General features: G+C 60.6%; 27 protein-coding genes. 19 read left to right on the top strand and 8 right to left on the bottom strand.

Annotated features, from left to right (window positions below):
• The first annotated feature begins 202 nt into the window (after positions 1–202).
• The 4 genes from rhtA (at position 203) to QZR30_RS20015 (ending at position 3,002) form a co-directional block, all read left to right on the top strand.
• Positions 203–1,090 carry a threonine/homoserine exporter RhtA gene (rhtA, locus tag QZR30_RS20030; RefSeq protein ID WP_046069007.1) on the top strand — a complete coding sequence of 296 codons (888 nt, stop codon included), beginning with the start codon at positions 203–205 and terminating at the stop codon, positions 1,088–1,090.
• 161 nt (positions 1,091–1,251) lie between these two features.
• Positions 1,252–1,533: a hypothetical protein gene (locus QZR30_RS20025; protein WP_046069008.1), complete on the top strand. Its 282-nt coding sequence runs from the start codon at positions 1,252–1,254 to the stop codon at positions 1,531–1,533.
• A 111-nt stretch (positions 1,534–1,644) separates the two neighbouring features.
• Positions 1,645–2,376, top strand: coding sequence for an SDR family oxidoreductase (locus QZR30_RS20020; RefSeq protein ID WP_059397175.1), 732 nt, complete (start codon positions 1,645–1,647; stop codon positions 2,374–2,376).
• A gap of 35 nt (positions 2,377–2,411) precedes the next feature.
• Positions 2,412–3,002: a 2-hydroxychromene-2-carboxylate isomerase gene (locus tag QZR30_RS20015; RefSeq protein WP_046069010.1), complete on the top strand. Its 591-nt coding sequence runs from the start codon at positions 2,412–2,414 to the stop codon at positions 3,000–3,002.
• Between the two features lie 37 nt (positions 3,003–3,039).
• Here the strand turns inward: QZR30_RS20015 and QZR30_RS20010 are convergent, their stop codons facing one another.
• From QZR30_RS20010 to QZR30_RS20000, 3 genes are all read right to left on the bottom strand, one after another.
• Positions 3,040–4,848, bottom strand: coding sequence for an aminopeptidase P family protein (locus QZR30_RS20010; RefSeq protein WP_056846323.1), 1,809 nt, complete (start codon positions 4,846–4,848; stop codon positions 3,040–3,042).
• 49 nt (positions 4,849–4,897) lie between these two features.
• On the bottom strand, positions 4,898–6,058 hold the full coding sequence (locus tag QZR30_RS20005; RefSeq protein WP_056846322.1) for a cysteine desulfurase family protein: 1,161 nt from the start codon (positions 6,056–6,058) through the stop codon (positions 4,898–4,900).
• A gap of 234 nt (positions 6,059–6,292) precedes the next feature.
• The gene (locus QZR30_RS20000) at positions 6,293–6,562 is read right to left on the bottom strand and encodes a hypothetical protein (RefSeq protein ID WP_080944644.1); all 270 of its coding nucleotides are present in this window, start codon (positions 6,560–6,562) and stop codon (positions 6,293–6,295) included.
• Between the two features lie 250 nt (positions 6,563–6,812).
• Between QZR30_RS20000 and QZR30_RS19995 the strand changes: the two genes are divergently transcribed.
• The gene (locus tag QZR30_RS19995) at positions 6,813–7,916 is read left to right on the top strand and encodes a sigma-54 interaction domain-containing protein (protein WP_311904023.1); all 1,104 of its coding nucleotides are present in this window, start codon (positions 6,813–6,815) and stop codon (positions 7,914–7,916) included.
• Here QZR30_RS19995 and QZR30_RS19990 read toward each other — a convergent pair.
• Entirely contained in the window at positions 7,905–8,270 is a 366-nt protein-coding gene (locus tag QZR30_RS19990; RefSeq protein ID WP_056846328.1) for an antibiotic biosynthesis monooxygenase, read from the bottom strand. The genes QZR30_RS19995 and QZR30_RS19990 overlap by 12 nt on opposite strands.
• Before the next feature lie 100 nt (positions 8,271–8,370).
• Between QZR30_RS19990 and soxR the strand changes: the two genes are divergently transcribed.
• The 4 genes from soxR to QZR30_RS19970 all read left to right on the top strand — a co-directional run bounded on the left by soxR (position 8,371) and on the right by QZR30_RS19970 (position 11,412).
• A complete protein-coding gene (soxR, locus tag QZR30_RS19985) occupies positions 8,371–8,826 on the top strand; it encodes a redox-sensitive transcriptional activator SoxR (RefSeq protein ID WP_046069014.1) in 456 nt (151 codons plus the stop codon).
• An 80-nt stretch (positions 8,827–8,906) separates the two neighbouring features.
• On the top strand, positions 8,907–9,362 hold the full coding sequence (locus QZR30_RS19980) for a VOC family protein (RefSeq protein WP_059397172.1): 456 nt from the start codon (positions 8,907–8,909) through the stop codon (positions 9,360–9,362).
• A gap of 159 nt (positions 9,363–9,521) precedes the next feature.
• A complete protein-coding gene (locus QZR30_RS19975) occupies positions 9,522–10,406 on the top strand; it encodes an alpha/beta fold hydrolase (protein ID WP_311904020.1) in 885 nt (294 codons plus the stop codon).
• Between the two features lie 91 nt (positions 10,407–10,497).
• A complete protein-coding gene (locus tag QZR30_RS19970) occupies positions 10,498–11,412 on the top strand; it encodes a LysR substrate-binding domain-containing protein (protein ID WP_311904019.1) in 915 nt (304 codons plus the stop codon).
• Here the strand turns inward: QZR30_RS19970 and QZR30_RS19965 are convergent.
• The 3 genes from QZR30_RS19965 to leuC form a co-directional block, all read right to left on the bottom strand.
• A complete protein-coding gene (locus QZR30_RS19965) occupies positions 11,393–12,634 on the bottom strand; it encodes an MFS transporter (RefSeq protein WP_442967574.1) in 1,242 nt (413 codons plus the stop codon). The genes QZR30_RS19970 and QZR30_RS19965 overlap by 20 nt on opposite strands.
• Positions 12,635–12,702: 68 nt before the next feature.
• A complete protein-coding gene (gene leuD, locus QZR30_RS19960; protein ID WP_059397168.1) occupies positions 12,703–13,317 on the bottom strand; it encodes a 3-isopropylmalate dehydratase small subunit in 615 nt (204 codons plus the stop codon).
• Positions 13,314–14,732, bottom strand: coding sequence for a 3-isopropylmalate dehydratase large subunit (gene leuC, locus QZR30_RS19955; protein WP_046072527.1), 1,419 nt, complete (start codon positions 14,730–14,732; stop codon positions 13,314–13,316). The genes leuD and leuC overlap by 4 nt, the downstream gene beginning before the upstream one ends.
• Positions 14,733–15,006: 274 nt before the next feature.
• Between leuC and QZR30_RS19950 the strand changes: the two genes are divergently transcribed.
• The 8 genes from QZR30_RS19950 to QZR30_RS19915 are packed head-to-tail and all read left to right on the top strand — an operon-like array spanning position 15,007 to position 21,160.
• Complete coding sequence (locus tag QZR30_RS19950; RefSeq protein ID WP_046069020.1) at positions 15,007–16,209, top strand: PepSY-associated TM helix domain-containing protein; 1,203 nt, start codon at positions 15,007–15,009, stop codon at positions 16,207–16,209.
• Positions 16,206–16,742, top strand: a complete 537-nt coding sequence (locus QZR30_RS19945; protein WP_043050327.1) for a hypothetical protein — start codon at positions 16,206–16,208, stop codon at positions 16,740–16,742. Before QZR30_RS19950 ends, QZR30_RS19945 begins: the two co-directional genes overlap by 4 nt.
• Complete coding sequence (locus tag QZR30_RS19940) at positions 16,739–17,062, top strand: hypothetical protein (protein WP_043050326.1); 324 nt, start codon at positions 16,739–16,741, stop codon at positions 17,060–17,062. The genes QZR30_RS19945 and QZR30_RS19940 overlap by 4 nt, the downstream gene beginning before the upstream one ends.
• Positions 17,059–17,619, top strand: coding sequence for a DUF6162 family protein (locus tag QZR30_RS19935; protein WP_056846315.1), 561 nt, complete (start codon positions 17,059–17,061; stop codon positions 17,617–17,619). Before QZR30_RS19940 ends, QZR30_RS19935 begins: the two co-directional genes overlap by 4 nt.
• 19 nt (positions 17,620–17,638) lie before the next feature.
• Positions 17,639–18,559 carry a metal ABC transporter substrate-binding protein gene (locus QZR30_RS19930; protein WP_311904014.1) on the top strand — a complete coding sequence of 307 codons (921 nt, stop codon included), beginning with the start codon at positions 17,639–17,641 and terminating at the stop codon, positions 18,557–18,559.
• Entirely contained in the window at positions 18,556–19,302 is a 747-nt protein-coding gene (locus QZR30_RS19925; protein ID WP_046069023.1) for a metal ABC transporter ATP-binding protein, read from the top strand. Before QZR30_RS19930 ends, QZR30_RS19925 begins: the two co-directional genes overlap by 4 nt.
• Positions 19,299–20,198, top strand: a complete 900-nt coding sequence (locus tag QZR30_RS19920; RefSeq protein ID WP_046069024.1) for a metal ABC transporter permease — start codon at positions 19,299–19,301, stop codon at positions 20,196–20,198. The genes QZR30_RS19925 and QZR30_RS19920 overlap by 4 nt, the downstream gene beginning before the upstream one ends.
• Positions 20,198–21,160 carry a metal ABC transporter solute-binding protein, Zn/Mn family gene (locus QZR30_RS19915; protein WP_057023760.1) on the top strand — a complete coding sequence of 321 codons (963 nt, stop codon included), beginning with the start codon at positions 20,198–20,200 and terminating at the stop codon, positions 21,158–21,160. Before QZR30_RS19920 ends, QZR30_RS19915 begins: the two co-directional genes overlap by 1 nt.
• On the opposite strand, the gene QZR30_RS19910 is transcribed toward QZR30_RS19915, so the two are convergent.
• The gene (locus tag QZR30_RS19910; protein WP_046069026.1) at positions 21,141–21,866 is read right to left on the bottom strand and encodes a UTRA domain-containing protein; all 726 of its coding nucleotides are present in this window, start codon (positions 21,864–21,866) and stop codon (positions 21,141–21,143) included. The two genes, QZR30_RS19915 and QZR30_RS19910, sit on opposite strands and share 20 nt — an antisense overlap.
• Before the next feature lie 350 nt (positions 21,867–22,216).
• Between QZR30_RS19910 and QZR30_RS19905 the strand changes: the two genes are divergently transcribed.
• Together QZR30_RS19905 and QZR30_RS19900 are read left to right on the top strand one after the other, a co-directional pair.
• Positions 22,217–23,293, top strand: a complete 1,077-nt coding sequence (locus tag QZR30_RS19905) for an ABC transporter substrate-binding protein (protein ID WP_043050320.1) — start codon at positions 22,217–22,219, stop codon at positions 23,291–23,293.
• A gap of 208 nt (positions 23,294–23,501) precedes the next feature.
• A complete protein-coding gene (locus QZR30_RS19900) occupies positions 23,502–24,308 on the top strand; it encodes an alkaline phosphatase family protein (protein WP_124400055.1) in 807 nt (268 codons plus the stop codon).

Below are 24,308 nucleotides of genomic sequence, written 5' to 3'. Positions count from 1 at the left end.
TGGAAGTGGGGCGAATTATAGGCTTCCAGAATCTGCCGTCAAGGCTTAATTCAGGTTTTCTATCAATACGGCTGCAAACTCCATGATCCTTCTATATAGAAAGACTTAAACGGCAAATTGAGCAATATATTGCTCATTACTCAACAGTTAAGCATCATAGCGACATCTGCTCATCGACTATGACTTCGGAAGAACACCTCCAATGACCTCCCCTCCCCGCGGCCTGGCCTGCGCACTGTTTCCCGTCGGCCTGCTGTTGATCGCTATGGCCTCCATCCAATCCGGTGCCTCACTGGCCAAGAGCATGTTTCCTATTGTCGGCGCGCAAGGCACAACTACTCTGCGCTTGATCTTCGCCAGTGTGATCATGCTGCTTCTATTACGCCCATGGCGCGCCAAGCTGACGGCAAAGTCCCTGCGCACAGTGATCATCTACGGGATGGCGCTGGGTGGCATGAACTTCCTCTTCTATATGTCCCTGCGCACCGTGCCCTTGGGAATTGCTGTAGCACTGGAATTCACAGGCCCGCTCGCCGTCGCTATCTACGCGTCGCGGCGAGCAGTCGACTTCCTCTGGATTGCGCTAGCAATTATCGGCCTGCTCCTGCTGATCCCAATGAGCGAGGCCAGCAGCGGTATCGATTGGGTTGGAGCAGCTTACGCGCTGGGCGCAGGGGTATGCTGGGCGCTCTATATCCTGTTTGGCCAAAAGGCGGGGAATGACAACGGTGTCCAGACCGCCGCCCTCGGCGTAATGATTGCAGCCCTGTTCGTTGCGCCGATCGGCATCGTGCATGCCGGCACCGCATTGCTGACGCCCGCCCTGATCCCTATCGCCATTGGCGTTGCGATTCTGTCGACGGCCTTGCCCTATACGTTGGAGATGGTCGCACTGACTCGTCTCCCCGCACGCACGTTCGGTACGCTGATGAGTATTGAACCGGCGTTCGGCGCCCTCTCCGGCCTGTTCTTCCTGAATGAGCACCTATCCCTCGCCCAGTGGCTGGCGATTACCTGCATTATCCTGGCTTCCGTGGGCGCCACTTTGACGATGCGCAACGAATCAAAACCGCTGGTGCCCGCCGACTGACCTCTTTAACACAAGCTCTGGTATTTGCCGCTCATTTAGGCCATGTTTAAGCCGTAACCGAATGTCATTCATGGAGAATTTCGACACGGACAGCATGAACGCTACGCTCGAGAGCGAGTAAGCGGCTCTGTTCTTCTGCAGAGCGGCTATTAAGGATGGGAATGAAACGAATTTTGATACTGTTGTTGGTTGTGGGCATCGTTGGCTGTGCTGCAACCACCAAAACAGAAGTGAAACGGGGCAAAAAAGGGCTGCACATCAACTGTTCTGGCCTGTCCTCCTCCTGGGACCAGTGCTACACCAGTGCAGCCAATTCATGCGGTGCCAAGGGTTATCGGGTGATTGCCAAGTCCGGCGACAACTCCGAGGAGCCTGGGGACTATCCGTTCGGCCTCAATCCTGCCGGCTATACCAGCCGCAGTATGATCGTCATTTGTAAATAGCTGCCGAGCAGCCTCTCTTGGCTGCTCGTCTCAAATTCCCACCACATTCCAAATGCCTTTTGCGACACGGCGGCTAAACTCCTGCTCGATCATCGAGCCAATGGAGTTCCCATGACGCACAACAAGAAAATCGTATTGGTAGTCGGTGCAGGTGACGCAACCGGTGGTGCCATCGCCAAGCGCTTTGCCCGCGAAGGCTACATTGCCTGCGTTACCCGTCGCAGCGCCGACAGACTGCATCCCCTGGTAGACAGCATCCAATCGGCAGGCGGTGAAGCCCACGGTTTTGCCTGTGACGCACGTAAAGAAGAAGACGTTATCGCACTGGTCGAGAAAATCGAGACCGAACTGGGGCCTATTGAAGCGTTTGTCTTCAACATCGGCGCCAACGTGCCTTGCAGCATTCTGGAAGAAACCGCACGCAAATATTTCAAGATCTGGGAAATGGCGTGTTTTTCCGGTTTCTTGAACGCACGTGAAGTTGCCAAGCGCATGGTCACCCGTAACCGCGGCACCCTCCTGTTCACCGGCGCGACTGCGGGCTTGCGCGGAGCCGCAGGGTTCGCCGCGTTCGCCGGTGCAAAGCACGGTATCCGCGCCCTCGCCCAGAGCATGGCGCGGGAATTAGGCCCGCTGGGCATCCACGTCGCCCATGTGGTGATCGACGGGGCCATCGATACCGACTTCATTCGCGAGAACTTCCCGCAAAAATATGCCCTCAAGGACCAGGACGGCATCCTCAACCCAGACCACATTGCCGACAACTACTGGTACCTGCATAGCCAGCCACGGGACGCATGGACGTTCGAACTGGATCTGCGGCCCTGGAACGAACCCTGGTAACACGCCCCTATAACAATAAGCAGCGAGTATCGACCATGAGTAAAATCCTGGAGTTTTTCTTCGATCTGGGCAGCCCCGCCACTTACCTGGCCTACACCCAGATGCCGGCTCTCTGCGCCGAAACCAGCGCACAGCTGGTGTATCAGCCGATGCTGTTGGGCGGCGTATTCAAGGCCACTGGCAATGCCTCACCGATCATGGTACCGGCCAAGGGGCGCTACATGCTGGATGACTTGGCGCGTTACGCCAAACGCTACAATGTACCGCTCAGATTTAACCCGCACTTCCCCATCAATACCCTGGTACTGATGCGCGCAATCACCGGCATGCAAATCCATCAGCCTGAGCGCTTCCTCGACTTTATCGATTGCCTGTTCCGTGCGCTCTGGGTAGAAGGCCGTCACCTGGGCGATCCCGAGGTCGTGGCCAGCGTCCTCAGCGATCATGGGTTCGATCCAGAGCAAGTACTGGCCCTGTCCAATGACGAAGCCGTCAAGAACACCCTCAAGGACAACACCGAACAAGCCGTTAAACGCGGCGTGTTCGGTGCCCCCAGCTTTTTTGTGGGCGATCAGCTGTTCTTTGGCCAGGACCGTCTGGACTTTGTGCGCGAAGCCCTCAGCTAGATTTAGCTTGCAGCCGGCGCGGGCCGGCTGCAACAAATCAAATGGCCGCGGTGCGCACCTGCAGCCACTCGAGCGCCGCACCACTGAGCAACGGGCTCAAGCGCTCACGCACTTCGGCGTGGTACGCGTTGAACCACTCGCGCTCATCCGCCGTCAGCAACGACGGCTCCAGGCAACGGGTATCAATCGGGCACAAGGTCAGGGTTTCGAACTTGAGGAATTCGCCAAACTCGGTCTTGCCCGCTTCACGGTTAAGTACCAGGTTTTCAATGCGTACGCCCCAACGACCGGGACGATAAGTACCTGGTTCAATCGAAGTAATCATCCCCGGCTGCATCGCCGTTTGTGGCGCAGCAGCAGCCTGGTAGGCAATGACCTGCGGCCCCTCATGCACATTGAGGAAATAACCTACGCCATGGCCTGTACCATGGCCGTAGTCCACTCCTTCGGCCCAGATCGGCGCACGGGCAATGGCGTCCAGCAACGGTGACAGGATGCCTTTGGGGAAGTGCGCACGGGACAGGGCAATCACTCCCTTGAGCACCCGTGTGCAATCGCGTTTCTGCTCTTCACTCGGCGTACCGATGGGCACCATGCGGGTGATGTCGGTGGTCCCGCCCAGGTATTGGCCACCCGAGTCGATCAACAGCAAGCCATCCCCTTCGATCAGCGCGTGCTCTTCTTCGGTGGCGTGGTAGTGCGGCATCGCGCCATTGGCGTTGAACGCGGCAATGGTGTTGAAGCTAAGCGACACATAACCGGGGCGACGGGTACGCGCAGCGGTCAGGTGTTCGTCGATAGTCAGTTCAGTGATGCGCTCACGGCCCAAAGCACTGTCGAGCCAGGCGAAAAATTCGCACAATGCCGCGCCATCCTGCTCCATCGCCTGGCGGATATGTTCCGCGTCCGCCAGGCTCTTGCGGGATTTGGCAAGCGTGGTCGGGTTCAGACCTTCCACCAGCTTGACGCCAGTGTCGAGGTTTTCCAGCAAGCCAGCCGTCACGCGTGCGGGGTCCACCTGCAAGCTTGCACCCGACGGCACGGCACGCAGCGCATCGGCCACATCGCTGTAGTCGCGCAAGGTCACGCCATCCTGCTCAAGCACGGCCCTCAGTTCGGCATCGACCTTGCCCAGCGCCACAAACAAGGTGGCCTGCTGTTGATTGATCAACGCAAAGGACACGAACACCGGATTGAACGACACATCACCGCCGCGCAGGTTGAATAACCAGGCGATGTCATCCAGCGTCGCGATGAAATGCCAGTCGGCGCCCTTGTCTTTCAAGCTGGCGCGCAATGCGGCAAGTTTCTCGCCACGGCTGACGGTGGCTTGGGGCGGCAGATGCTGGTAGATCGGCTGGTTCGGCAGCGCCGGGCGGTCTTGCCAGACCTCGTTGAGCAGGTCGATATCGGTACGCAAACGGGCACCGCGCTCGGCCAGCTTGCTACCCAGCGTACGTGCCGAGGCCACGGCCATGACCGCACCATCCACGGCCACCACGCCGCCTTCTGGGGTTTGCTCGGCCAGCCACTCCAGCGGCCCAGGTTGGCCCGGTTGCAGTTTGACAAGCTCGATGCCGCTGCCCTTGAGTTCCTTGGTCGCCTGTTCCCAGTAGCGGCTATCAGCCCAGACCCCGGCAAAATCCGCCGTGACGATCAATGTCCCCACCGAACCATGAAACCCTGACAACCATTGGCGCCCTTGCCAGTAACCCGGCAAGTACTCGGACAAGTGCGGGTCGGCCGATGGCACCAGCAGGGCATGGATGCCCTCGCGACGCATCAGTTCACGGGTATGCGCCAGGCGCTGGGGAACCGTTCCATGGGTCAAAGGCTGCGTACTCATTGTGTCTCCTGCTAACCACTAATAATTGTTATGTACTGCAAATGATAAATCAGACCGCCCAGAACGCCGGCGCGCTGGCCAGTGAGGCCTTGATCAGCCGGGCCGCTTCGTCGATATCCTGTTCGGTGGTAAACCGGCCCAGGCTCAAGCGGATAGTGCGTCCGGCGCTGCGAGCATCATGCCCCAAGGCCAGGAGCACATGGGACGGCGCATTGCTTGCCGAATTGCACGCAGAAGTCGCGGAAAAGGCAATGCCCGCGCTCAGTGCGGCGGAATTGAATTCGCCTTCGCTGAACGTCAGGCTGAGGGTATGTGGAATACGCTGGGTGGGGCTGCCATTGAGACGCAGGCCAGCGACTGACGCCAGTTGATCCAGCAGGCGCTGGCGCAGCGCAACAATCGTGGCCTTCTCATCAGCGAAGGACGCCGCCGCCAAGGCGAATGCTGTGCCCATACCCGCAATCTGATGGGTCGCCAGGGTGCCGGAACGCAAGCCCCCTTCGTGACCACCGCCATGAATCTGTGCCAGTACCTTCTGCTGTGCCCGAGGCCCGACGTACAACGCGCCGATACCCTTGGGCCCGTACAGTTTGTGCGCAGAGAACGACATCAAGTCCACCGGCCACTGGGCCAGATCAATGGCCACCTTACCCGCCCCCTGCGCCGCATCCACATGGAACAACGCGCCATGCTCACGCACGCGGGCGCCGATGGCCGGGATGTCGTTCAGGGTGCCCAACTCGTTATTGACCAGCATCAGCGAGACCAGGAAGGTGTCCTCGCGCAGGGCTTCGCTGACGGCGTCGACGCTGATCAAGCCGTGGGCATCCGGCACCAGGTAAGTCACCGCCACGCCGGCGTCCTGCAATTGCCGCGCGGTATCCAGTGTGGCCTTGTGCTCAATCTGGCTGGTGATGATATGCCCACCCGCCACACCACGGGCCTGGGCCACGCCCTTGAGCGCCAGGTTGTTGGATTCTGTAGCACCGGAGGTCCAGACGATCTGCTCAGGCTGGGCGCCGACCAATTCGGCGACCTGGCGACGCGCCTGTTCAACCGTATGCCGAGCCGCCTGGCCAAACGCATGGGAACTGGACGCAGGGTTACCGAAGTTGGCATTGAAGCCCAGACACTCGACCATCACCTGGATAACCCGCTCATCCACCGGAGTAGTGGCGGCGTAGTCGAAATACAACGGACGTTTATTCATGACGTTAAAAACTCGCAGAGCGTATTCCCGAGAGCAGCGTCTCGGGAGGCATCGACCAGAACAGAGGTCGTCAGGTTTAACCGATCGAGTGCCATTAAAGAAGGACCACTTTGTTTAAATGTGCGTAGGAACGCTCCTGAAATTCAGCTTAACAGGCTGAGGTAGCCCCATGGCAAACAAAAAGCCCGAGGTTCCTTATGGGACGCCTCGGGCTTTTTGCCGCAGGAAGCGGGCTCAACTGGGACGACCATGCAGGACGACGCTGCGCTCGGCGTTCATTTCACCCTGGTGATCAAAGCCGAAGGGTTGTTGTGGCTGGCCAAGCAACGCGGCGCGCTGGCGTTGATAGTCGTCAAACGACAAACCACGGCGGCCCAGGGCCTCCAGGGCCAATTGCCTGGTTTCTTCCGCGGTATAAGGCCGTAGCTCCGGTGACGGCTGAGTCGCACAACCGGCAAGGACAGAGGTGACAAGTAAAAAAGAAACAGCGAGCAAACGGTTCATGGCGGAGGCCCTGCGAAGGTGGTTTCAAGTCAATGAACACAGGCTACTCCCGCCCCTTCGCGGTGAAAAATCACCGTCCGTGATAGTCGCTATCAACCGTCACGGCATACCAGATAGCATCTTCTGCTTATTCACTTAAGACCTATAAATATAGAAATACGCACGTTTACGGAATAACCGTATTCTTCTATACCTACCCCATGAACCAGTCCATGCCGATTCCGACGCTCCATTTCAAACAGAGGTGCCCATGCAGCTTTTGACCCTCCCGCCCTCGCCCGCCCTCGCGACGTCGATCCGCGCCACGGCCCAGGTTTTCGAAGACCCGAAATCCCAGGCGTTGCTCGAGCATATCCGGCAAGTGGCGCCGAGCGAAGCCAGCGTACTGATCATCGGCGAGACCGGCACCGGCAAGGAGCTGGTGGCGCGGCATATCCACAACCTCAGCGCACGGCGCAACCGGCAGTTCGTGGCGGTGAACTGCGGAGCCTTCTCTGAATCCCTGGTGGAGGCCGAGCTGTTCGGCCACGAGAAAGGCGCGTTTACCGGAGCCCTCTGCGCCAAGGCAGGCTGGTTCGAAGAAGCGGACGGCGGCACTTTGTTTCTCGATGAAATCGGTGACTTGCCGATGGCTATCCAGGTCAAGTTGCTGCGGGTGTTGCAGGAGCGTGAAGTGGTGCGCCTGGGTTCGCGCAAGAGTATTCCAATTGATGTGCGGGTCCTGGCCGCCACCAACGTGCAACTGGAAAAGGCCATCAACGCCGGGCACTTCCGCGAAGACCTCTACTACCGCCTCGACGTGGTCAGCCTGGAGCTCAGCCCACTGCGCGAGCGCCCCGGCGATATCCTGCCGTTGACCCGGCACTTTATCGAAACCTATAGCCGGCGCCTGGGCTACGGCCTGGTCACCATCAGCCGCGAAGCCGAGCACAAGCTCCGTAGCTACAGCTGGCCGGGCAATATTCGCGAGCTGGAAAACGTGATTCACCACACCCTGCTGACCTGCCGCAACGGTGTGATCGAGCGCGACGACCTGCGCCTGTCGAACCTGCGTATCGAGCGCCAGGACGACAGCCGGCATGGCGTCGATAACAGCGCAGAAGCCCTGCTGGCACGGGCGTTTCAAAAGCTCTTCGAGGAGCAGGCCGGCGCCCTGCACGAAAAGGTCGAGGACGCATTATTACGCGCCGCTTACCGCTTCAGCCATTACAACCAGGTGCACACCGCCAACCTGCTGGGCTTGAGCCGCAATGTGACGCGCACGCGCCTGATCAAGATCGGCGAGTTGGCGGTGAACAAGCGTCGGCCAGGGGAAAACCTGCAAGGCGAGCGAATGCTGCATCTATCCATTTAGCCTGCAGTGCAACGCGTCATCCTGGCTGCGCTCAAAACTGCGCAGCACCTGGAACGAACCAAAGGTCACGGCCGTGGCCTGGTGAGCACGGATCAGCGTCCAGAAATCCGCATCGCCCTGCTCAAAGCACTTGAAGGCCGCCTCACCGGCCTCGCGGGATTGCCATTGCAGGTAATTGAGCACCCGCCGACCATCATCGCTGACCTGTACGCTGGCGCTCAAAAAGCCGCCATGGCCTTCGGCCAGGCGCTCGCTCTGGGTGGTCAAGGCTGCCACCAGGGCGGATTGCTGACGGGGTTCGATGTGAAATTCGATCAATTGGGTGAAGCTGCGATTTTTCTCTGATACCTGCATGAACACACCCCTTTCTTTGTAGGCAGAATCTTGCGATTCGATGCCACGCAGGGTAAAACCTCTAGTTAAGTCGAGGTCAAGCACTGCTTGGGAGTTTTGCATGCTCAACAAGGAACTCAGCGTCGGTCAGTTGGCGGCCCGCAGCGGGGTGGCGGTCACTGCCCTGCATTTCTACGAAGCCAAGGGGCTGATCAAGAGTAATCGCAATGCCGGTAACCAACGGCGTTATCCACGGGACGTACTGCGGCGGGTGGTGGTGATCAAGATCGCCCAGCGCTTGGGCATTCCACTGGCGACCATTGGCGAAGCATTGCAGACGCTGCCCGATGGGCGCACACCTAACGCTCGCGACTGGGAACGTCTGTCGGCGTTGTGGCGTGAAGACCTGGATGAGCGCATCAACAAGCTGATGCTGCTGCGGGACAAGCTCAATGGCTGCATCGGTTGTGGATGTCTGTCGATGCAGGCGTGCCCGCTGCGCAACCAGGATGACCAGCTGGGTGAGCGCGGCCCCGGTGCCCAGCTGTTGGAGCCCACCCTTGATTCCGACCTGTAGGCCCAATCAATGGTGGGGTGGTGCGGCGTGACCTATAGTGAAAAGGCTGTCACTCCATAACCACAATAAAGGAGAACGTTATGAGCGTTAAACCTATTCCCGACGGTTATCACGGCATTACCCCCTATCTGGGGATCAACGAGGCCGCAAAGGCGATCGAGTTCTATCAGAAGGCCTTCGACGCCACCGTGTCCATGCGCCTGGACATGCCCGACGGCAGGGTCGGCCACGCGGAGCTGCGTATTGGCGAAGCGATGATCATGCTGGGCACCCCCTGCGATGAAACGGCCCTGCGCAACCCGGATACACACCCCAGTGTCGGTTTGCACCTGTATGTCAACGATGTGGATGCACAGTTCAAACAAGCCATTGAGGCAGGCGCCATCGAAGTGTCTGCCCCACAGGACCAGTTCTATGGCGACCGCTCCGCGAGTGTGAAAGATCCGTACGGGCACCTGTGGTTCCTGGCTACACATAAAGAAGACCTGACCGAAGAGCAGATCCGCCAGCGTGCCATGGAGATGTTCAAACCGTAGTGCATTCGAGGTGGGAGGGAGCCCCCTCCCACATTGGATCTCCTCTGTTTGAAGGGCCGGGCTTCTACACACTTCATGAACATCCCCCCCACACTTTTCCCCTTGCCCCAACCGCCGTGTGATTCCAGGATGCAGGTCATCATCACAAGGAGTCATTCCATGTTTGCCGGCTTCGAGAAAGACCAGTGCCACGTCAATGGCGTAGACATAAACTACCGCAGAGGCGGTACAGGCCCCGGCCTGCTTCTGCTCCACGGGCACCCGCAAACCCATGTCATCTGGCATAAAGTCGCCGAGCAATTGGCCGAACACTTCAGCGTGGTGGCTGCCGACCTGCGCGGCTATGGCGACAGCAGCAAACCTGCGGCCAACGAACACCACACCCATTATTCGAAACGGCAAATGGCCCAGGACGGTGTCGAACTGATGCAGGCCCTGGGCTTCGACACGTTCTCGGTGCTGGCCCACGACCGTGGCGCCCGCGTCGCCCATCGCCTGGCCCTGGATCAACCCAAGGTTGTAAAACGCATTGTGCTGCTGGATATCGCGCCAACCCTGGCGATGTACGCCCAGACCGATGAAGCCTTCGCCCGCGCCTACTGGCACTGGTTCTTCCTGATCCGTCCGGCGCCGTTGCCGGAAGCCCTGATCGAAGCCAACCCCGAGTTGTACCTGCGCAGCGTCATGGGCAGCCGCAGCGCCGGGCTTAAGCCATTCACCGACGAAGCCTTCGCCGAGTACCTGCGCTGCCTGACATTGCCCGGCACCGCCACCGGTATCTGCGAGGACTATCGCGCCGCCGCGAGCATCGACCTGGAACATGACCAGGCTGACATCGACGCCGGCCATCATTTGAATCTGCCTCTATTAGTGATATGGGGCGCCGACGGCACCGTCGGCCGCTGTTTCGACCCACTCGGAGAATGGCAGAAAGTCGCCACCAACGTACGTGGCAAGGCGTTGCCGGCCGGGCACTACATAGCAGAAGAGGCCCCGGAGTTATTGCTGGTTGAAGCCCTGCCCTTCCTTCTCGCAGCCAAATAAGCTGTGGACTCCCGTCGTGGCCGCTACCCGAGCACAGCGGCCTCCCCAACCGATGCTATCCTGGCGACTCACCCTCCCACACCTGCCTGCGATGACGAACAAAAAAGCCACCGTGCCCCTGCCCGAAGACCTGCGGGTATTCCTCACCGTTATCCGCAAAGCCGGCTTTGCCGCAGCCGCCGACGAACTGGGCTTGTCCCCAGCCTATGTCAGCAAGCGTATCCAGATCCTCGAAACCACACTGGCCACGCGCCTGCTGCACCGCACCAGCCGACGCATCGCCCTGACCGAAGACGGCGAACGGGTGCAGCGTTGGGCTGTGCGCATCCTCGAAGACTTTCAGCAACTCTCGGATGAACTGTCCGACGCCCATGACAGCCCCCGTGGACACCTGCACTTGTGCAGCAGCTTCGGCTTCGGTCGCAACCATGTGGCCCCGGCCCTGTCAATGCTGGCAGAAAGATACCCAGGACTGGACATCCGCCTGGACCTGTTCGACCGCGTGGTGGATATCGTCAGCGAAGGCTTCGACCTGGAGATTCGGGTGGGCGATGACATCCCCGGCCAGCACATCGGACGGCGCCTGGTGAGCAACCGTCGAGTGCTGTGCGCCGCACCGTCCTACTTGCAACGCCGGGGCACGCCGCGGCAATTGAGCGACTTGGAGCGCCATGACTGCCTGGTGATCAAGGAGCGCGATAATGCCTTCGGCATCTGGAACCTGGAGCGCGATGGCACAGCGCACAGCGTGCGCGTTCGCGGGCCGCTGTCATCCAACAACGGCGAGATCGTGTTGCAGTGGGCACTGGACGGGCGCGGTGTACTGCTGCGCTCGATGTGGGACGTGAAGCCGCTGCTGGAGCAAGGCCAGCTGGTGCAGGTGCTGCACGACTACACCCAAAGCGCCAACGTGTGGGCGGTTTACCCGACACGCCTGGCCTACTCCGGCAAACTGAGGGCTTGTGTGGAGTTTCTACAGGAGCACTTCAAGGGTTTGTCGATCTGACACTCCGGTAGGCAGCGCAGCCCAGCCATATCGTCATGACCACCAACGCGGTCAATGGCAACCCATGAAACAACACGATCACCTGGGCCGGCGTCCACGTCACATAGAACGGCCCGACCACCAGCATGCCCACGCCAAAGCCCGCCATCTGGATCAGGGTCAAGAGGCTGAACAGCGGCAAGCGCAAGCTATCGGGCTCGCTTTGCGCGCGTGAGATCAATGCCACCTCGGACAATCCGTCGCCCAGCCCCGCCCACACCACCAGTAACAATGCCAGCCACAGTTCGGTCTGTTGGAAAGTCAGGATAAAGCCACTGGACATCAACGCCACACCGAGCATGAACAAACGCTCCATGCCTTGGGTTCCACAGCCTTTCAACATCGCGCTGGCGATGCGCGCGCCAATAAACTTGCCACAGGCCCACACGGCCAGCAGATAGCCCATGACCGTCTTGGCCGTGTCCGGGGAAATATACTGCGACAGCACGGGCCAGCCGACGTTATGTGCTGCGCTGCCAAGGGTATCGAGCATGCTGATCAGCAACATGACGGCCAGCACCGGCGCGCCACGCAGCCCCTTGGTCAGCGCCTGCCATTCGGCGGCGAGCCCGCGATGGGCCGCAACGGCCACGCTATACAAGGCACGCAGGGGCAAGACCAGGCAAGCAGCAATCACATAGGTGCCGATATTGACGACAAACACCGCTTCAAATCCACCTGTAGCGATCAGCAAGCCTGCGAGCAAACTGCCAAAGACCGCGCCGGTGGCAGCCGCCGAGGTGATCCATGCGTTGGTATTTACCCGCTGTTCAAGGGCGACCCAGGTGGGCAATTGACTGTTGAGGCCAATGGCGAACAGCGAATTACACAGGCCGAGGCCAAAGGCGATAAAGGGCAACAGCGTGAGTTGATGGGCCGGTAACAACACCAGCAGCGGCGTCAGCAATAATGCCCGCGCCAAATCCAGCCCCGCCAATGTGCCGCGCCCGGCAAACCGACGAAAAAACGGAATGCCAAACAGGCTGGCAACAATGCCGCCGGTGACCCGGCAGGCGAGGAAGATGCTGACAAACACCACGCTCTGACTGAGCCAATACACATAAGTGGACAATGCCACCATGTTGAGGAACGCCCCGAAATCCGACACGCCGCGGGCAAAGATGATCAGGCGTGCGTTGCGGGTCGACAGGGTCGATTGAGGATCAACGTTCAGCACATCCATGTTACGAACTTTCCTTGAGTGAGCCGACGCCCATGTCGGTCCCACTTAAGTCGACGAAGCACCCGGTGTCAACCGAGCCAGGGCTTCGTCGTCAGGTGCTGGCGCTCAAATGCCTTGATCTGCTCGCTGCGCTGCAAGGTGCTGCCAATTGCATCCAGGCCGAATAACAGTGCCGTTTTGCGCAAGGTGTCGATCTGGAAGGGGATCAACTGGCCATCCGCTAGACGAATCTGCTGGGCCTCAAGGTCAATACTGATCTGCGCCTGGTCTGCTTGACTGATGGTTTGCGCAAGCCGGTGCAACACCGCCTGTTCCAGAGTGATCAATAACAGCCCGTTGCGCTGGCAGTTGTCATGAAAAATTCCGGCGAAGCTGCTGCCGATCAAGGCGCGAATGCCCATTTGCTTCAGGCCCCACACCGCATGCTCGCGGCTGGAGCCACAGCCGAAGTTCGGCCCCACTACCATAAAGTTCGCGCCTTGCCAGGCCGGTTGATTGAGCACGAACTCGAGATTTGGTGCACCGGACGGCAAAAAACGCAGGTCAAAAAACAGTCCACGGTCCAGGCCATCGCGGTCGATGCCCTTGAGAAACTGCTTGGGCATGATCACATCGGTATCGATATTGGCCGCCAGCATCGGTGCGGCTTTGCCAGTGACCAGGGTGAAGGGTTGCAGGCTCATGGGCGCTCTCCAAGGTCACGGATATCGGTGAGCCGGCCGGTGATGGCGGCAGCGGCGACCATCGCCGGGCTCATCAAGTGAGTGCGGGCACCCGCGCCCTGGCGGCCTTCGAAATTGCGGTTGGTGCTGGAGGCACAGCGGTCGCCGGGGGCCAATACGTCGTCGTTCATCGCCAGGCACATCGAGCAGCCCGACTGACGCCATTCGAAACCAGCGGCGATAAAGATCGCGGCCAGCCCTTCGGCTTCGGCCTGGTCCCTGACTTGCGTGGAGCCCGGTACGATCATCGCGCGTACATGATCGGCCACCTGTTTACCGCGCACCACGCGGGCGGCGTCGCGCAGGTCTTCGATGCGCGCGTTGGTGCAGGAACCGATAAATGCATGGCTGATGGCGATATCGCTCAGCGGCACGCCCGGTTCCAGGCCCATGTAATCGAGGGCGCGACGCATGCCCTGGCGCAGGATCAGATCGCTGACGTGCTGCGGGTCGGGCACGCGGGCGCCAATGGACGCGGCCTGGTCGGGGCTGGTGCCCCAGGTGACCATGGGTTCCAGGGTGGCGGCATCCAGTTGGACTTCGCGGTCAAACACCGCGCCCTCGTCACTGCGCAGCGTGCGCCATTGACGCAGGGCTTGTTCCCACAGCGCCCCCCGGGGTGCGCGAGGCTTGCCCTTGAGGTAGGTGAACACCTTGTCATCCGGCGCCATGAACGCGCCGCGGGCGCCGGCCTCCACGGCCATATTGCAGATGGTCATGCGCGCTTCGACACTCAGGGCATCAATGGTGGAGCCACGGAACTCGATGGCGTAGCCGGTGGCGCCGGAAGCACCGATCTGGCCGATCAGCGCCATGATCACGTCTTTGGAGGTCAAGCCCGGCGCCAGCTCACCGTCGACGCTGACCCGCAAGGTCTTCAAGCGTTTATAGACCAGGGTCTGGGATGCCAGCAGATGCTCGATTTCCGAGGTGCCGATGCCAAAGCCGAATGCGCCCAAGGCACCGTAAGTGGTGGTGTGGCTGTCACCGGCGGCAATCACCATACCGGGCAGGATAAACCCCTGCTCCGGCGCGATCACGTGTTCGATGCCTTGATGCTTGTCGAGGACATCCAGCAGTTCGATGCCGAAATCCCGGCAGTTTTCTGCAAGATAGGCCACCTGTCGCGCCGCGCCGGCATCCGGCATGGTCGCGACCCGCGTGGGAGTGGTGGGGTTCACATGGTCAACCACCGCCAGCGCCGTGCCGGGGCGCCACACCGTGCGCCCGGCCTCGCGCAAGCCGCTGAACGCCTGAGGGCTGGTGTATTCGTTGATTACCTGGCGGTCTATATAAAGCAGGACATGGCCTTGGTCATCCAGGGCGCACACCGTATGGGAATCGATGTGTTTGTCGTAGAGGGTTCTGGCAGTCATTTTATTGCGGGCTCGCTCGACGGGGTCCGCCCATCCTAGCCAGCCGCCCTGCCCCATCAATGGCGACTGGGTGATCGCATGAAACATGTTTCGTGTTCGATCAACGTTTCCATACCGCCTGAATGTGAACCTGAAACATTTACTTTCATATATGCCTTAGGGATTTCTCATTCTCATCCGTCTTAATTTAGATACAGCCCGTCGCGTCAGCAAAAGCTACGACTGGCCTTTTCCGGGCCTCCATTGCCCCCTCCGATCAAGACCCTCATTAATCATGTCGAAGAAGTCACGCTCCAAACTCTGGTTTCTCGTGCATAGCTGGCTGGCATTGCCCATCTGGTTCTTTGTACTGATCGTCTGCGTTACCGGCACCCTGGCGGTGGTCAGCCAGGAAATCGTCTGGCTGGCCAACCCGGATATCCGTGCGAGCAAGCCGTCGGATGACGCCCAGCCGCTGAGCTTTGGCCAGGTGATCGCCGCCATCAATCGCGATGAACCCGAGGCTATCGTGCAATCCATCAGCCGCCCGGATGAATCGCACTTCGCCTTGAGTGTCGACCTCAGCTACCCGGATGGACGCTCCGTGGAGGTCTACGCCAACCCGTATACCGGAGCGATACAGGGCATCAGCCCGTCGTTCAACTTCCAGCAATTCACCCGTGCCCTGCATGGCTGGTGGCTGGTGCCGTTCACCAACGGCTACAGCTGGGGCTGGTACCTGGTGTCCTTGCTTGGCTTGCCGCTGCTGGCCTCGCTGGTCACCGGCCTGGTGGTGTACAAGCGTTTCTGGAAAGGCTTCTTCAAGCCAACCCTGCGTTTTCGCCACGGTGCGCGCATTTTCTGGGGAGACTTCCACCGCCTCAGCGGTATCTGGTCGATCTGGTTTATCGCGGTCATTTCCATCACCGGCACCTGGTTCCTGATCCAGGCGATCCTGGGTGACAACCAGATTTCCATCTCCAGCGAGCCGGTCGTGCCGGTGATCGCCCGCGAGAAAGTGCCAACCTCTGCACCTGGCGTACCCGCGCCGATGATTGCGCTGGACGACGCAATCAAGATTGCGAGCCAACGCATTCCCGGGCTGGAAGCCTCCTTTTTGGTCCTGCCGTTCAACGCCTACAGTCATTTGCAGATTGGCGGCCGGGGCTGGTACCCACTGATGTTCCAGACCGCACAACTGAACCCCTATGACGGTGAAATCGCCGTCACGAACCTGCTGTCCGACCGTACCGCGCTGGAGTTCGTCACCGAATCCATGCGCCCGCTGCACACTGGTGACTTTGGCGGCTTGTGGATCAAATTGATCTGGGCATTCTTCGGCCTGGTGCTGAGCATGATGGTGCTGAGCGGCTTGCTGATCTGGACCAAGCGCACCGCCCTGGCCACCCTCAACGCCCTCAAGCGCGAAGCCAAGACCCAGCGGCAACCCGCGCCCATCCCGGCCATGCAGGCTGAAACCTCGGAGGCCCAGCGATGAGCAAGGTCGCGACTGTACCGCCATCCCCCCTGCGCGCCTTCTGGCTGAAATGGCGTTTCCACATCAACATCCTGCTGTTGCTCGTGCCACTGGGGTTCATGCCCAAGTACTTCGCCGATGCCGCGCTGTTTCGCGGAGATACCGGTATCGGCGAGCGCGTGGCTGGGCAAGTGCAAGTCGGCCCGTGGAGCCTGACCCTCGCCGAGCTGCGCAATGAAGGCCCACGGCCAGACCCTGCCGGACCGATGAAATTATTCAATGCCGCCCTGTGTGACACCTGCACCAATCAGGTCAAGGCCACCTACCTGCGCATCGGCAAGCCGCGCAGCCTGCGCGCCGCCGGGGTGATCTTCTTTGGTACGCCGTACCGCATGGGCGCCGCCCTTCCGGTGCCGGAACGCACACCGGTAGACGCCGAAGTGTGGGTGACCATGGAAGGTTGGGACGGCAGCATGCACCAGGGTTCCATCCCGCTGAGCCAGGCCTCGCCTGCCACCATTGCCTGGCTGAACAAGCAAGGAGTCAAACCATGACCTTCAAGCGCCTGACCCGCGCCGCACTGTTGCTGTGCGCCGCTTTCAGTACCACCGCCTTTGCCCACAACCCGATGTGCGAATGCAAGGAAATCCCCGGCGAGCAGATCCAGTGCAAGGGCGGCTTTTCCGACGGCAGCGGCGCCCCCGGTGTGACCCTGGATGTGATCGGCTACGACGAGACCATCCTGGTGCCGGGCAAGCTCGGAGAGGATTCAACCCTGACGTTCAAGAAGCCTGCTGCCGAGTTCTATGTGCTGTTTGATGCCGGCCCCGGCCACGTAGTGGAAATCGACCAAGCGGATATCCAGGCGCAATGACTACCACACAGGTTGTACGCCCCGCCGGTGCAGGTCATGAAACCCTCTACGTGCTGTTGCTGTGCCTGATCATCCTGGCGGTGGCGGGTACGGTGGTGGCGCTGCACGGTGAAACCCAGGCAGTCGCGGCAGTGCCAAGCCACCAGCTGGACGCCCGCCGCGACCTGAGCGCCGCCGAACAAGGTATCTATGCCGACCTGCGGGTGACGCTGGATGAAATCCACCTGTTGCAACAGGAGCAAAATGCCCTACCGACACCTGAGCAACTGGCCGAGGAAGGCTTCGCGCCCTTTGCCCAGGATGCCAGTTCGGTCAGCCGTGGCGCCCACCGCTGGCAGCTGTTGGCCCCGGCCGCCTACCTGGGTTTGAGCCAGGTTCCGGCCACCAGCGGTTCGCTGCTGATGCGCGTGCTGGGCAACGAGCCGGATATCTGGCTCAACCGCAGCGCCAACCTCGCCGCCCCCTCCGACCTCACTGACCAGGCGCTGATTGCGGCCGGCTGGCAGCAAGTGGTCGCGCAATTCGATGCCGGCGTCACTCGCCAGCACCGTCACTGAACGAGAAGACCGATTGCCCATGTCTATTTCATCGCCCCTGTTGCGCCTGTTGCTGGTCAGCTTTCTCAGCCTGATACTCGCCCCGCTGGCGAATGCCGATGCGGCAAAGCGCCTGCGTATCGGCATCACCCTGCACCCTTATTACAGTTATGTGGCCAATATCGTCGGCGACAAAGCCGAGGTGGTGCCGCTGATCCCGGCCGGCTTCAACCCCCATGCCTACGAGCCACGCGCCGAAGACATCAAGCGCATCGGCACGCTGGATGTGATCGTGCTCAACGGCGTCGGCCATGACGACTTTGCCGACCGCATGATTGCCACCAGCGAGCGCCCGGACATCCCGGTGATCGAAGCCAACGCCAACGTGCCGCTGCTGGCCGCGACCGGCAATGCCGCACGCGGCGCAGGCAAGGTGGTCAACCCGCACACCTTCCTGTCGATCAGTGCCTCGATAGCCCAGGTCAATAACATCGCCCGCGAGTTGGGCAAGCTCGACCCGGACAACGCCAAGGCCTACACCCAGAACGCCCGCGCCTACGGCAAGCGCCTGCGCCAGATGCGCGCCGACGCCCTGGCCAAGCTGACCAGCGCCCCCAACCCGGACCTGCGCGTAGCAACGGTGCATGCCGCCTACGACTACCTGCTGCGCGAATTCGGCCTGGAAGTCACCGCCGTAGTCGAGCCGGCCCACGGTATCGAACCGAGCCCCAGCCAGTTGAAGAAAACCATCGATGAGCTGCGCGCCCTGGATGTGAAGGTGATCTTCTCGGAGATGGATTTCCCGTCCACCTACGTTGACACCATCCAGCGTGAATCCGGAGTCAAGCTGTACCCGCTGTCGCATATTTCCTATGGCGAATACAGCGCTGAAAAGTACGAAGTGGAAATGACCGGCAACCTCAACACCGTGATCCGTGCGATCCAGGAGTCGGGGGCATGACGGCGGCAGAGCAACTGAACGTAGTCAGCGTCGGTCCGACCCTGGACTTCGACCAGGTATCGCTGACCCTCGGGCGCACCGTGATCCTCGACAGCGTAAGTTTCCAGGTACAGCCGGGCAGCATCCACGCACTGGTAGGTCCCAACGGCGGCGGCAAAAGCTCGCTGATCAAGACCCTGCTGGGGCAGACGCCCCACCAGGGCCGATTGAGCCTGGAGTGGCCGACCACGCCCGGCACCATCGGTTATGTGCCCCAGGCACTGGAGTTTGACCGTGGCTTGCCGATGACCGTGGATGATTTCATGGCCGCCATGTGCCAGCGCCGCCCGGCGTTCCTGGGCCTGTCCAAGCATTACGCCGCCGCCATTGGCGAAGCGCTCGAACGGGTAGGCATGCACGACAAGCGCAAGCGCCGCATGGGCGCGTTGTCCGGTGGCGAACGCCAGCGCGTCCTACTGGCCCAGGGCCTGATCCCGGCGCCGCAATTGCTGGTGTTGGATGAGCCGATGTCGGCCCTCGACGAAGCCGGCATCCAGGTCTTCGAACGCTTGCTCAATGACTGGCGCCTGGCCGGGATCACCGTGCTGTGGATCGAGCACGACCTGGAAGCCGTCGGCCGCCTGGCCGACCATGTCACTGGCCTGAACCGCCGTGTGCTGTTCGACGCCACGCCTAAAGAAGCGCTGACCCCGGACCGCCTGCTGACCCTGTTCTCCACTCACCCTCGGAGCGCGGCGCAATGAGTTATGAAGCCTTTCGCCTGATGGTCCAGGGCTGGGCCTCTTCCGGTTACCTGCCAGAAGCCCTGGCCTACGGGTTTGTGGTCAACGCCCTGCTCGCCGGTTTGCTGATCGGCCCGGTACTGGGCGGCTTGGGTACGCTGGTGGTGGTCAAGCGCTTTGCGTTTTTCTCCGAAGCGGTCGGCCATGCCGCACTGACCGGCGTGGCCGTGGGTATCCTGCTCGGCGAACCCTACACCGGGCCCTATGGCAGCCTGTTCGGCTACTGCCTGCTGTTCGGCATCCTGCTGAACTACCTGCGCAACCGTACCGGCCTGGCGCCGGATACCCTGATCGGCGTGTTCCTGTCGGTGTCCCTGGCACTGGGCGCCAGCCTGCTGCTGATCCTGGCCGGCAAGATCAATGTGCATATCCTGGAGAACGTGCTGTTTGGCTCGGTGCTGACGGTCAATGGCAACGACTTATTGGTATTGGCAATCGTCGGTTCGCTGGTGATGGCCCTGGCGTTGCCGCTGTACAACCGCATCATGCTTGCCAGTTTCAACCCGCAGTTGGCGGCGGTGCGTGGTGTCGCGGTGAAAACCCTGGATTATCTGTTCGTGATTCTGGTGACACTGATCACCGTCGCGGCGGTCAAGGTCATCGGCGCGATCCTGGTCGGTGCGCTGCTGGTGATTCCGGCCGCCGCCGCACGCCTGTTGAGCCAGTCGCTCAAGGGGTTCTTCTGGGTGTCGGTCGTCATCGCCACCGTCAGCACCCTGTTCGGGATCCTGCTGCCGATTATCTTCGACCTGCCGATCCCGTCCGGCGCCGCAATCATCCTGGTTGCCGGTATCGCCTTTGCCTTCGCCGCCATTGCCCGCGGCACCGTGCCCAGCCTCAAAGGGAATCTTGGATAATGCGCCCTGTCTTTCGCCCAATGGCCCTGGCCATCGCTTGCTTGATCAGTACTTCGGCGCTGGCCGCCGTTGATGGTTTCGATCCAAAGGAGTTCAAGGCCAACCACGGCCTCGGCCATGCCGCTCTGACCAAGGCCAAGTCGGTAAAACCGGTCAAGGTCCTGGCCTCGCTGCCCATTACCTACGGCTTGGCCGAAGTGCTGCTCAAAGGCACCGACGTGCAGCTTGAACGTGCGGCCCCCGCCAACCTGCCAGGCTCGCGGCAGGTGTCCTATTTCACCGGCCGCGGTGCTGCGGCACTCAATACCTTGGCACAGGACGCCGACGCCGCCATCGGCCTGCGTTCCCTGTGGGCCGATGACCCGCTGTACCCGGTGGCGCGTCGCAGCAATATCCGTATCGTGGAAGTGGATGCCGCACGCCCGGTAGACGGCGGCTTGCCAGGGATCGCCGTGCAACCCGGCGGCGCCGATGGTTTGAACAGTCAACCCTGGCAATCGAGCAACAATATGGGGCGCATGGCCGATGTGATGGCCGCCGACCTGAGCCGCCTGGCACCGGGCGCCAAACCGAAGATCGACGCCAACCTGGCCGCCCTCAAGCAACGTCTGCTCAAGCTCAACGCCGATAGCGAGGCGCGACTGGCAAAAGCTGACAACCTGAGCGTGGTCAGCTTGAGCGATCACTTTGCCTACTTGGTCAGCAGCTTGAACCTGGAACTGGTCAGCACCGATGCGCGACCCGATGCCGACTGGACGCCTGAGGCGCTGCAGAAACTCAGTACCGACTTGAAGGACAACGATGTGGTGATAGTGCTGCACCACCGTCAACCAAGTGAGACGGTGAAAGCGGCTGTCACTGCCGGCGGCTCCACGCTGCTGGTGTTGAATGTGGACGGTGCCGACCCTGTGACCGAGTTGGAAACCAATGCGGATCAGGTGATCAAGACGCTGACGCCATGACATCCACCCCCACATGAATCGCATCATGACGCCAGAACTCCAGGTCACAATCGATCAGGCGCTGGTGCTGGTCATAGTTGACCCGGGCGATGCGCAAGCCCGGGCTGCCCACCGACACGCGCAACGCGGCGGCGGCCTCCACTGGCAGGGAAGTCGGCACGATTTCAAAGCGCACCCGTCCATAGTGCAAGTCGTACTTGCGCGCATACAGCTCGGTCATCGACTGATTCAAATCACACGCCAGGATCCCCGGAAAATACCGGGGGTTCAGGTAGTGCTCCACGTACAGCACCAGACGCCCGTCGATCCTGCGGCTGCGGCAAATCTGGATCACGCTGGACAGCGCCGGCAATTGCAACCATGCACACACTGCCGCCGACGCCGGTTGCAGCCGCGCTGAAATCACTTCAGTGGAGGCCACACGCCCTTGGTCGCTGACCATCGCGTGAAAGTGGCTGCGTTGCATCAGGTTATAGGCCAGTCGCGGCGGCGAGACGAACCAGCCACGACGCTCTTCGCGATAGATCTGCCCTTGAGCCTCCAGCTGTAACAAGGCTTCCCGCACGGTAATCCGAGTGGTACCAAACAACTCGCTGAGCTTGCGTTCGGCGGGCAACTTGCTGGCTGGCGGCAACAGGCCATGGTCGATCTGCTCTTGCAGCGCCAGGCCAATGGAGGTTACCGCCTTGATTGCCTCATCACGCATCAACGTTACCTATTTGGACTAGACCAGCACCGTTCGGGTGCACAGAACGTGCGCTATCTGGGCTTTTGCTGTCGCGTGCCAGCCTAGGCATTACAGATGACCGACAGATGACAGCGGGCGTAGCCTTTCCTACCACACCCTGCAATACATCGGCCAAGTCCAGGGCCTGCGGGCACTTGGGCATGGTCTACGCTAAGTTTGCGCTGAGCGACATCAGCGCTTTGAAAACGACATCGACATGAAACTGTCATCCATCGGGCCTAGATTGGCTCAGGTATTGCTGACCTAGACCAAACCACCGCTAACGTTCATATAAAACGCCGCGTTGAAAACGCCCAAAGGAGCTTCGGATGAAACAGCTTTTCCTGGCATCACTGTTAGGCTCGACCATTGCCATGTGCACCGCCGCCATGGCCGCTGATACCGATTTGAAAACGCTCGAAGCCGCCGCGAAAGCGGAAGGCGCCATCAACAGCGTCGGCATGCCCGATGACTGGGCCAACTGGAAAGGTACCTGGGCAGACCTGGCCAACACCTATGGCCTCAAGCACATCGACACCGACATGAGTTCGGCCCAGGAAATCGCCAAGTTCAAAGCCGAAAAAGACAACGCCAGTGCCGATATCGGCGACGTTGGCGCGGCCTTTGGCCCCATCGCGGTGAAACAGGAAGTCACCCAGCCGTACAAGCCTTCTACCTGGGCACAGGTGCCGGACTGGGCCAAAGACAAAGACGGTCACTGGGCCCTGGCCTACACAGGCACCATTGCCTTTATCGTCAACAAGAAGCTGCTGCACGGCTCCGAGGTTCCGACCAGTTGGGCTGACCTGCAGACCGGCAAGTACAAGGTGTCGGTAGGTGACGTGAGCACCGCCGCCCAGGCGTCCAACGCGGTACTCGCCGCCGCCATCGCCAACAAGGGCGACGAGAAGAACATTGCCCCGGGCCTGCAATTTTTCACCAAGATCGCCCAGCAAGGTCGCCTCTCGCTGTCCAACCCGACCATCGCCACCATGGAAAAAGGCGAAGTCGAAGTGGGTATCGTCTGGGACTTCAACGGCCTGAGCTACAAGGCCAAGATGGCCAACCCGGATGACTACGTGGTGTTGATCCCCTCGGATGGCTCGGTGAAATCCGGCTACACCACCATCATCAACAAATACGCCAAGCACCCGAACGCCGCGAAGCTGACCCGCGAGTACATCTTCAGCGATGCAGGCCAACTTAACCTGGCGAAGGGCAATGCCCGTCCTATCCGCGCTGAAACCGACCTGAAACTGCCGGCCGACATCGCCAAGAACCTGATCCCGGGCGAGCAATACACCAAGGCCAATCCGCAACCGATCAAGGATGCCGATGCCTGGGAAGCGACCTCCAAGAAGCTGCCGCAGCTGTGGAACGAGCAGGTCATCGTAGAAATGAAGTAAGCCACCAGCCCACTTTGCAGCCCCATGTGGAATGGGGCGTTTGTGGGAGGGGCGGTGCGACGATTCGACTTGCTCCCGATAGCGGTGTGTCATTCAAACAATTCATTGCCTGATCGACTGCTATCGGGAGCAAGCCCCCTCCCACATTTTTGACCTCGTTCCTCCAGGGGAATTTAGCCAAGTCTATTGCTGCGGAGCGCTCTCCCCCATGAAGCACAATGTCATCCTTGTGGTGCTCGACGGCCTGAACTTCGAGGTCGCCAGGCACGCCATGGGGCACTTGCAGGCCTATGTCGGCGCAGGACGCGCAGCCCTCTACACACTGGAATGTGAACTGCCCGCCCTGTCCCGCCCGCTGTATGAATGCATCCTTACCGGCGTGCCGCCAATCGACAGCGGCATCGTTCACAACAACGTCTCGCGCCTGTCCAACCAGCGCAGCGTCTTCCATTACGCCACCGATGCAGGCTTGACTACGGCAGCGGCGGCTTACCATTGGGTCAGTGAGCTGTATAACCGCACGCCCTTTCTCGCCGCCCGAGATCGCCACACCGACGACAAAGCGCTGGCTATCCAGCATGGGCATTTCTACTGGCACGACCATTACCCGGATTCCCACCTGTTCGCCGATGCCGAAAGCCTGCGGCTCAAGCACGCCCCGAACCTGCTGCTCGTGCACCCGATGAACATCGACGACGCCGGCCACAAGCACGGCCTCGACTCCGCGCAATACCGCAACAGCGCACGCTCGGTCGACATCATCCTGGCCGACTATCTGCAAGCCTGGCTCGACGCCGGCTACCAGGTGATGGTTACCGCCGACCACGGCATGAACAACGATCGCTCCCACAATGGCCTATTGCCAGAAGAGCGCGAAGTACCACTGTTTGTACTCGGCGACGGATTCAGCCTGGACAGCAATGCCGCGCCCAAACAGACCGAGTTGTGCGGCACGGTGTGTGAACTGCTCGGCGTACTACACGACAAACCTGTGTGCCGGGAGCTGCTCAAGTGA

This window comes from Pseudomonas sp. rhizo25 (genome assembly GCF_031931935.1).
GTDB lineage: Bacteria > Pseudomonadota > Gammaproteobacteria > Pseudomonadales > Pseudomonadaceae > Aquipseudomonas > Aquipseudomonas synxantha.
This window is presented reverse-complemented; position numbering and strand designations above follow the sequence as displayed.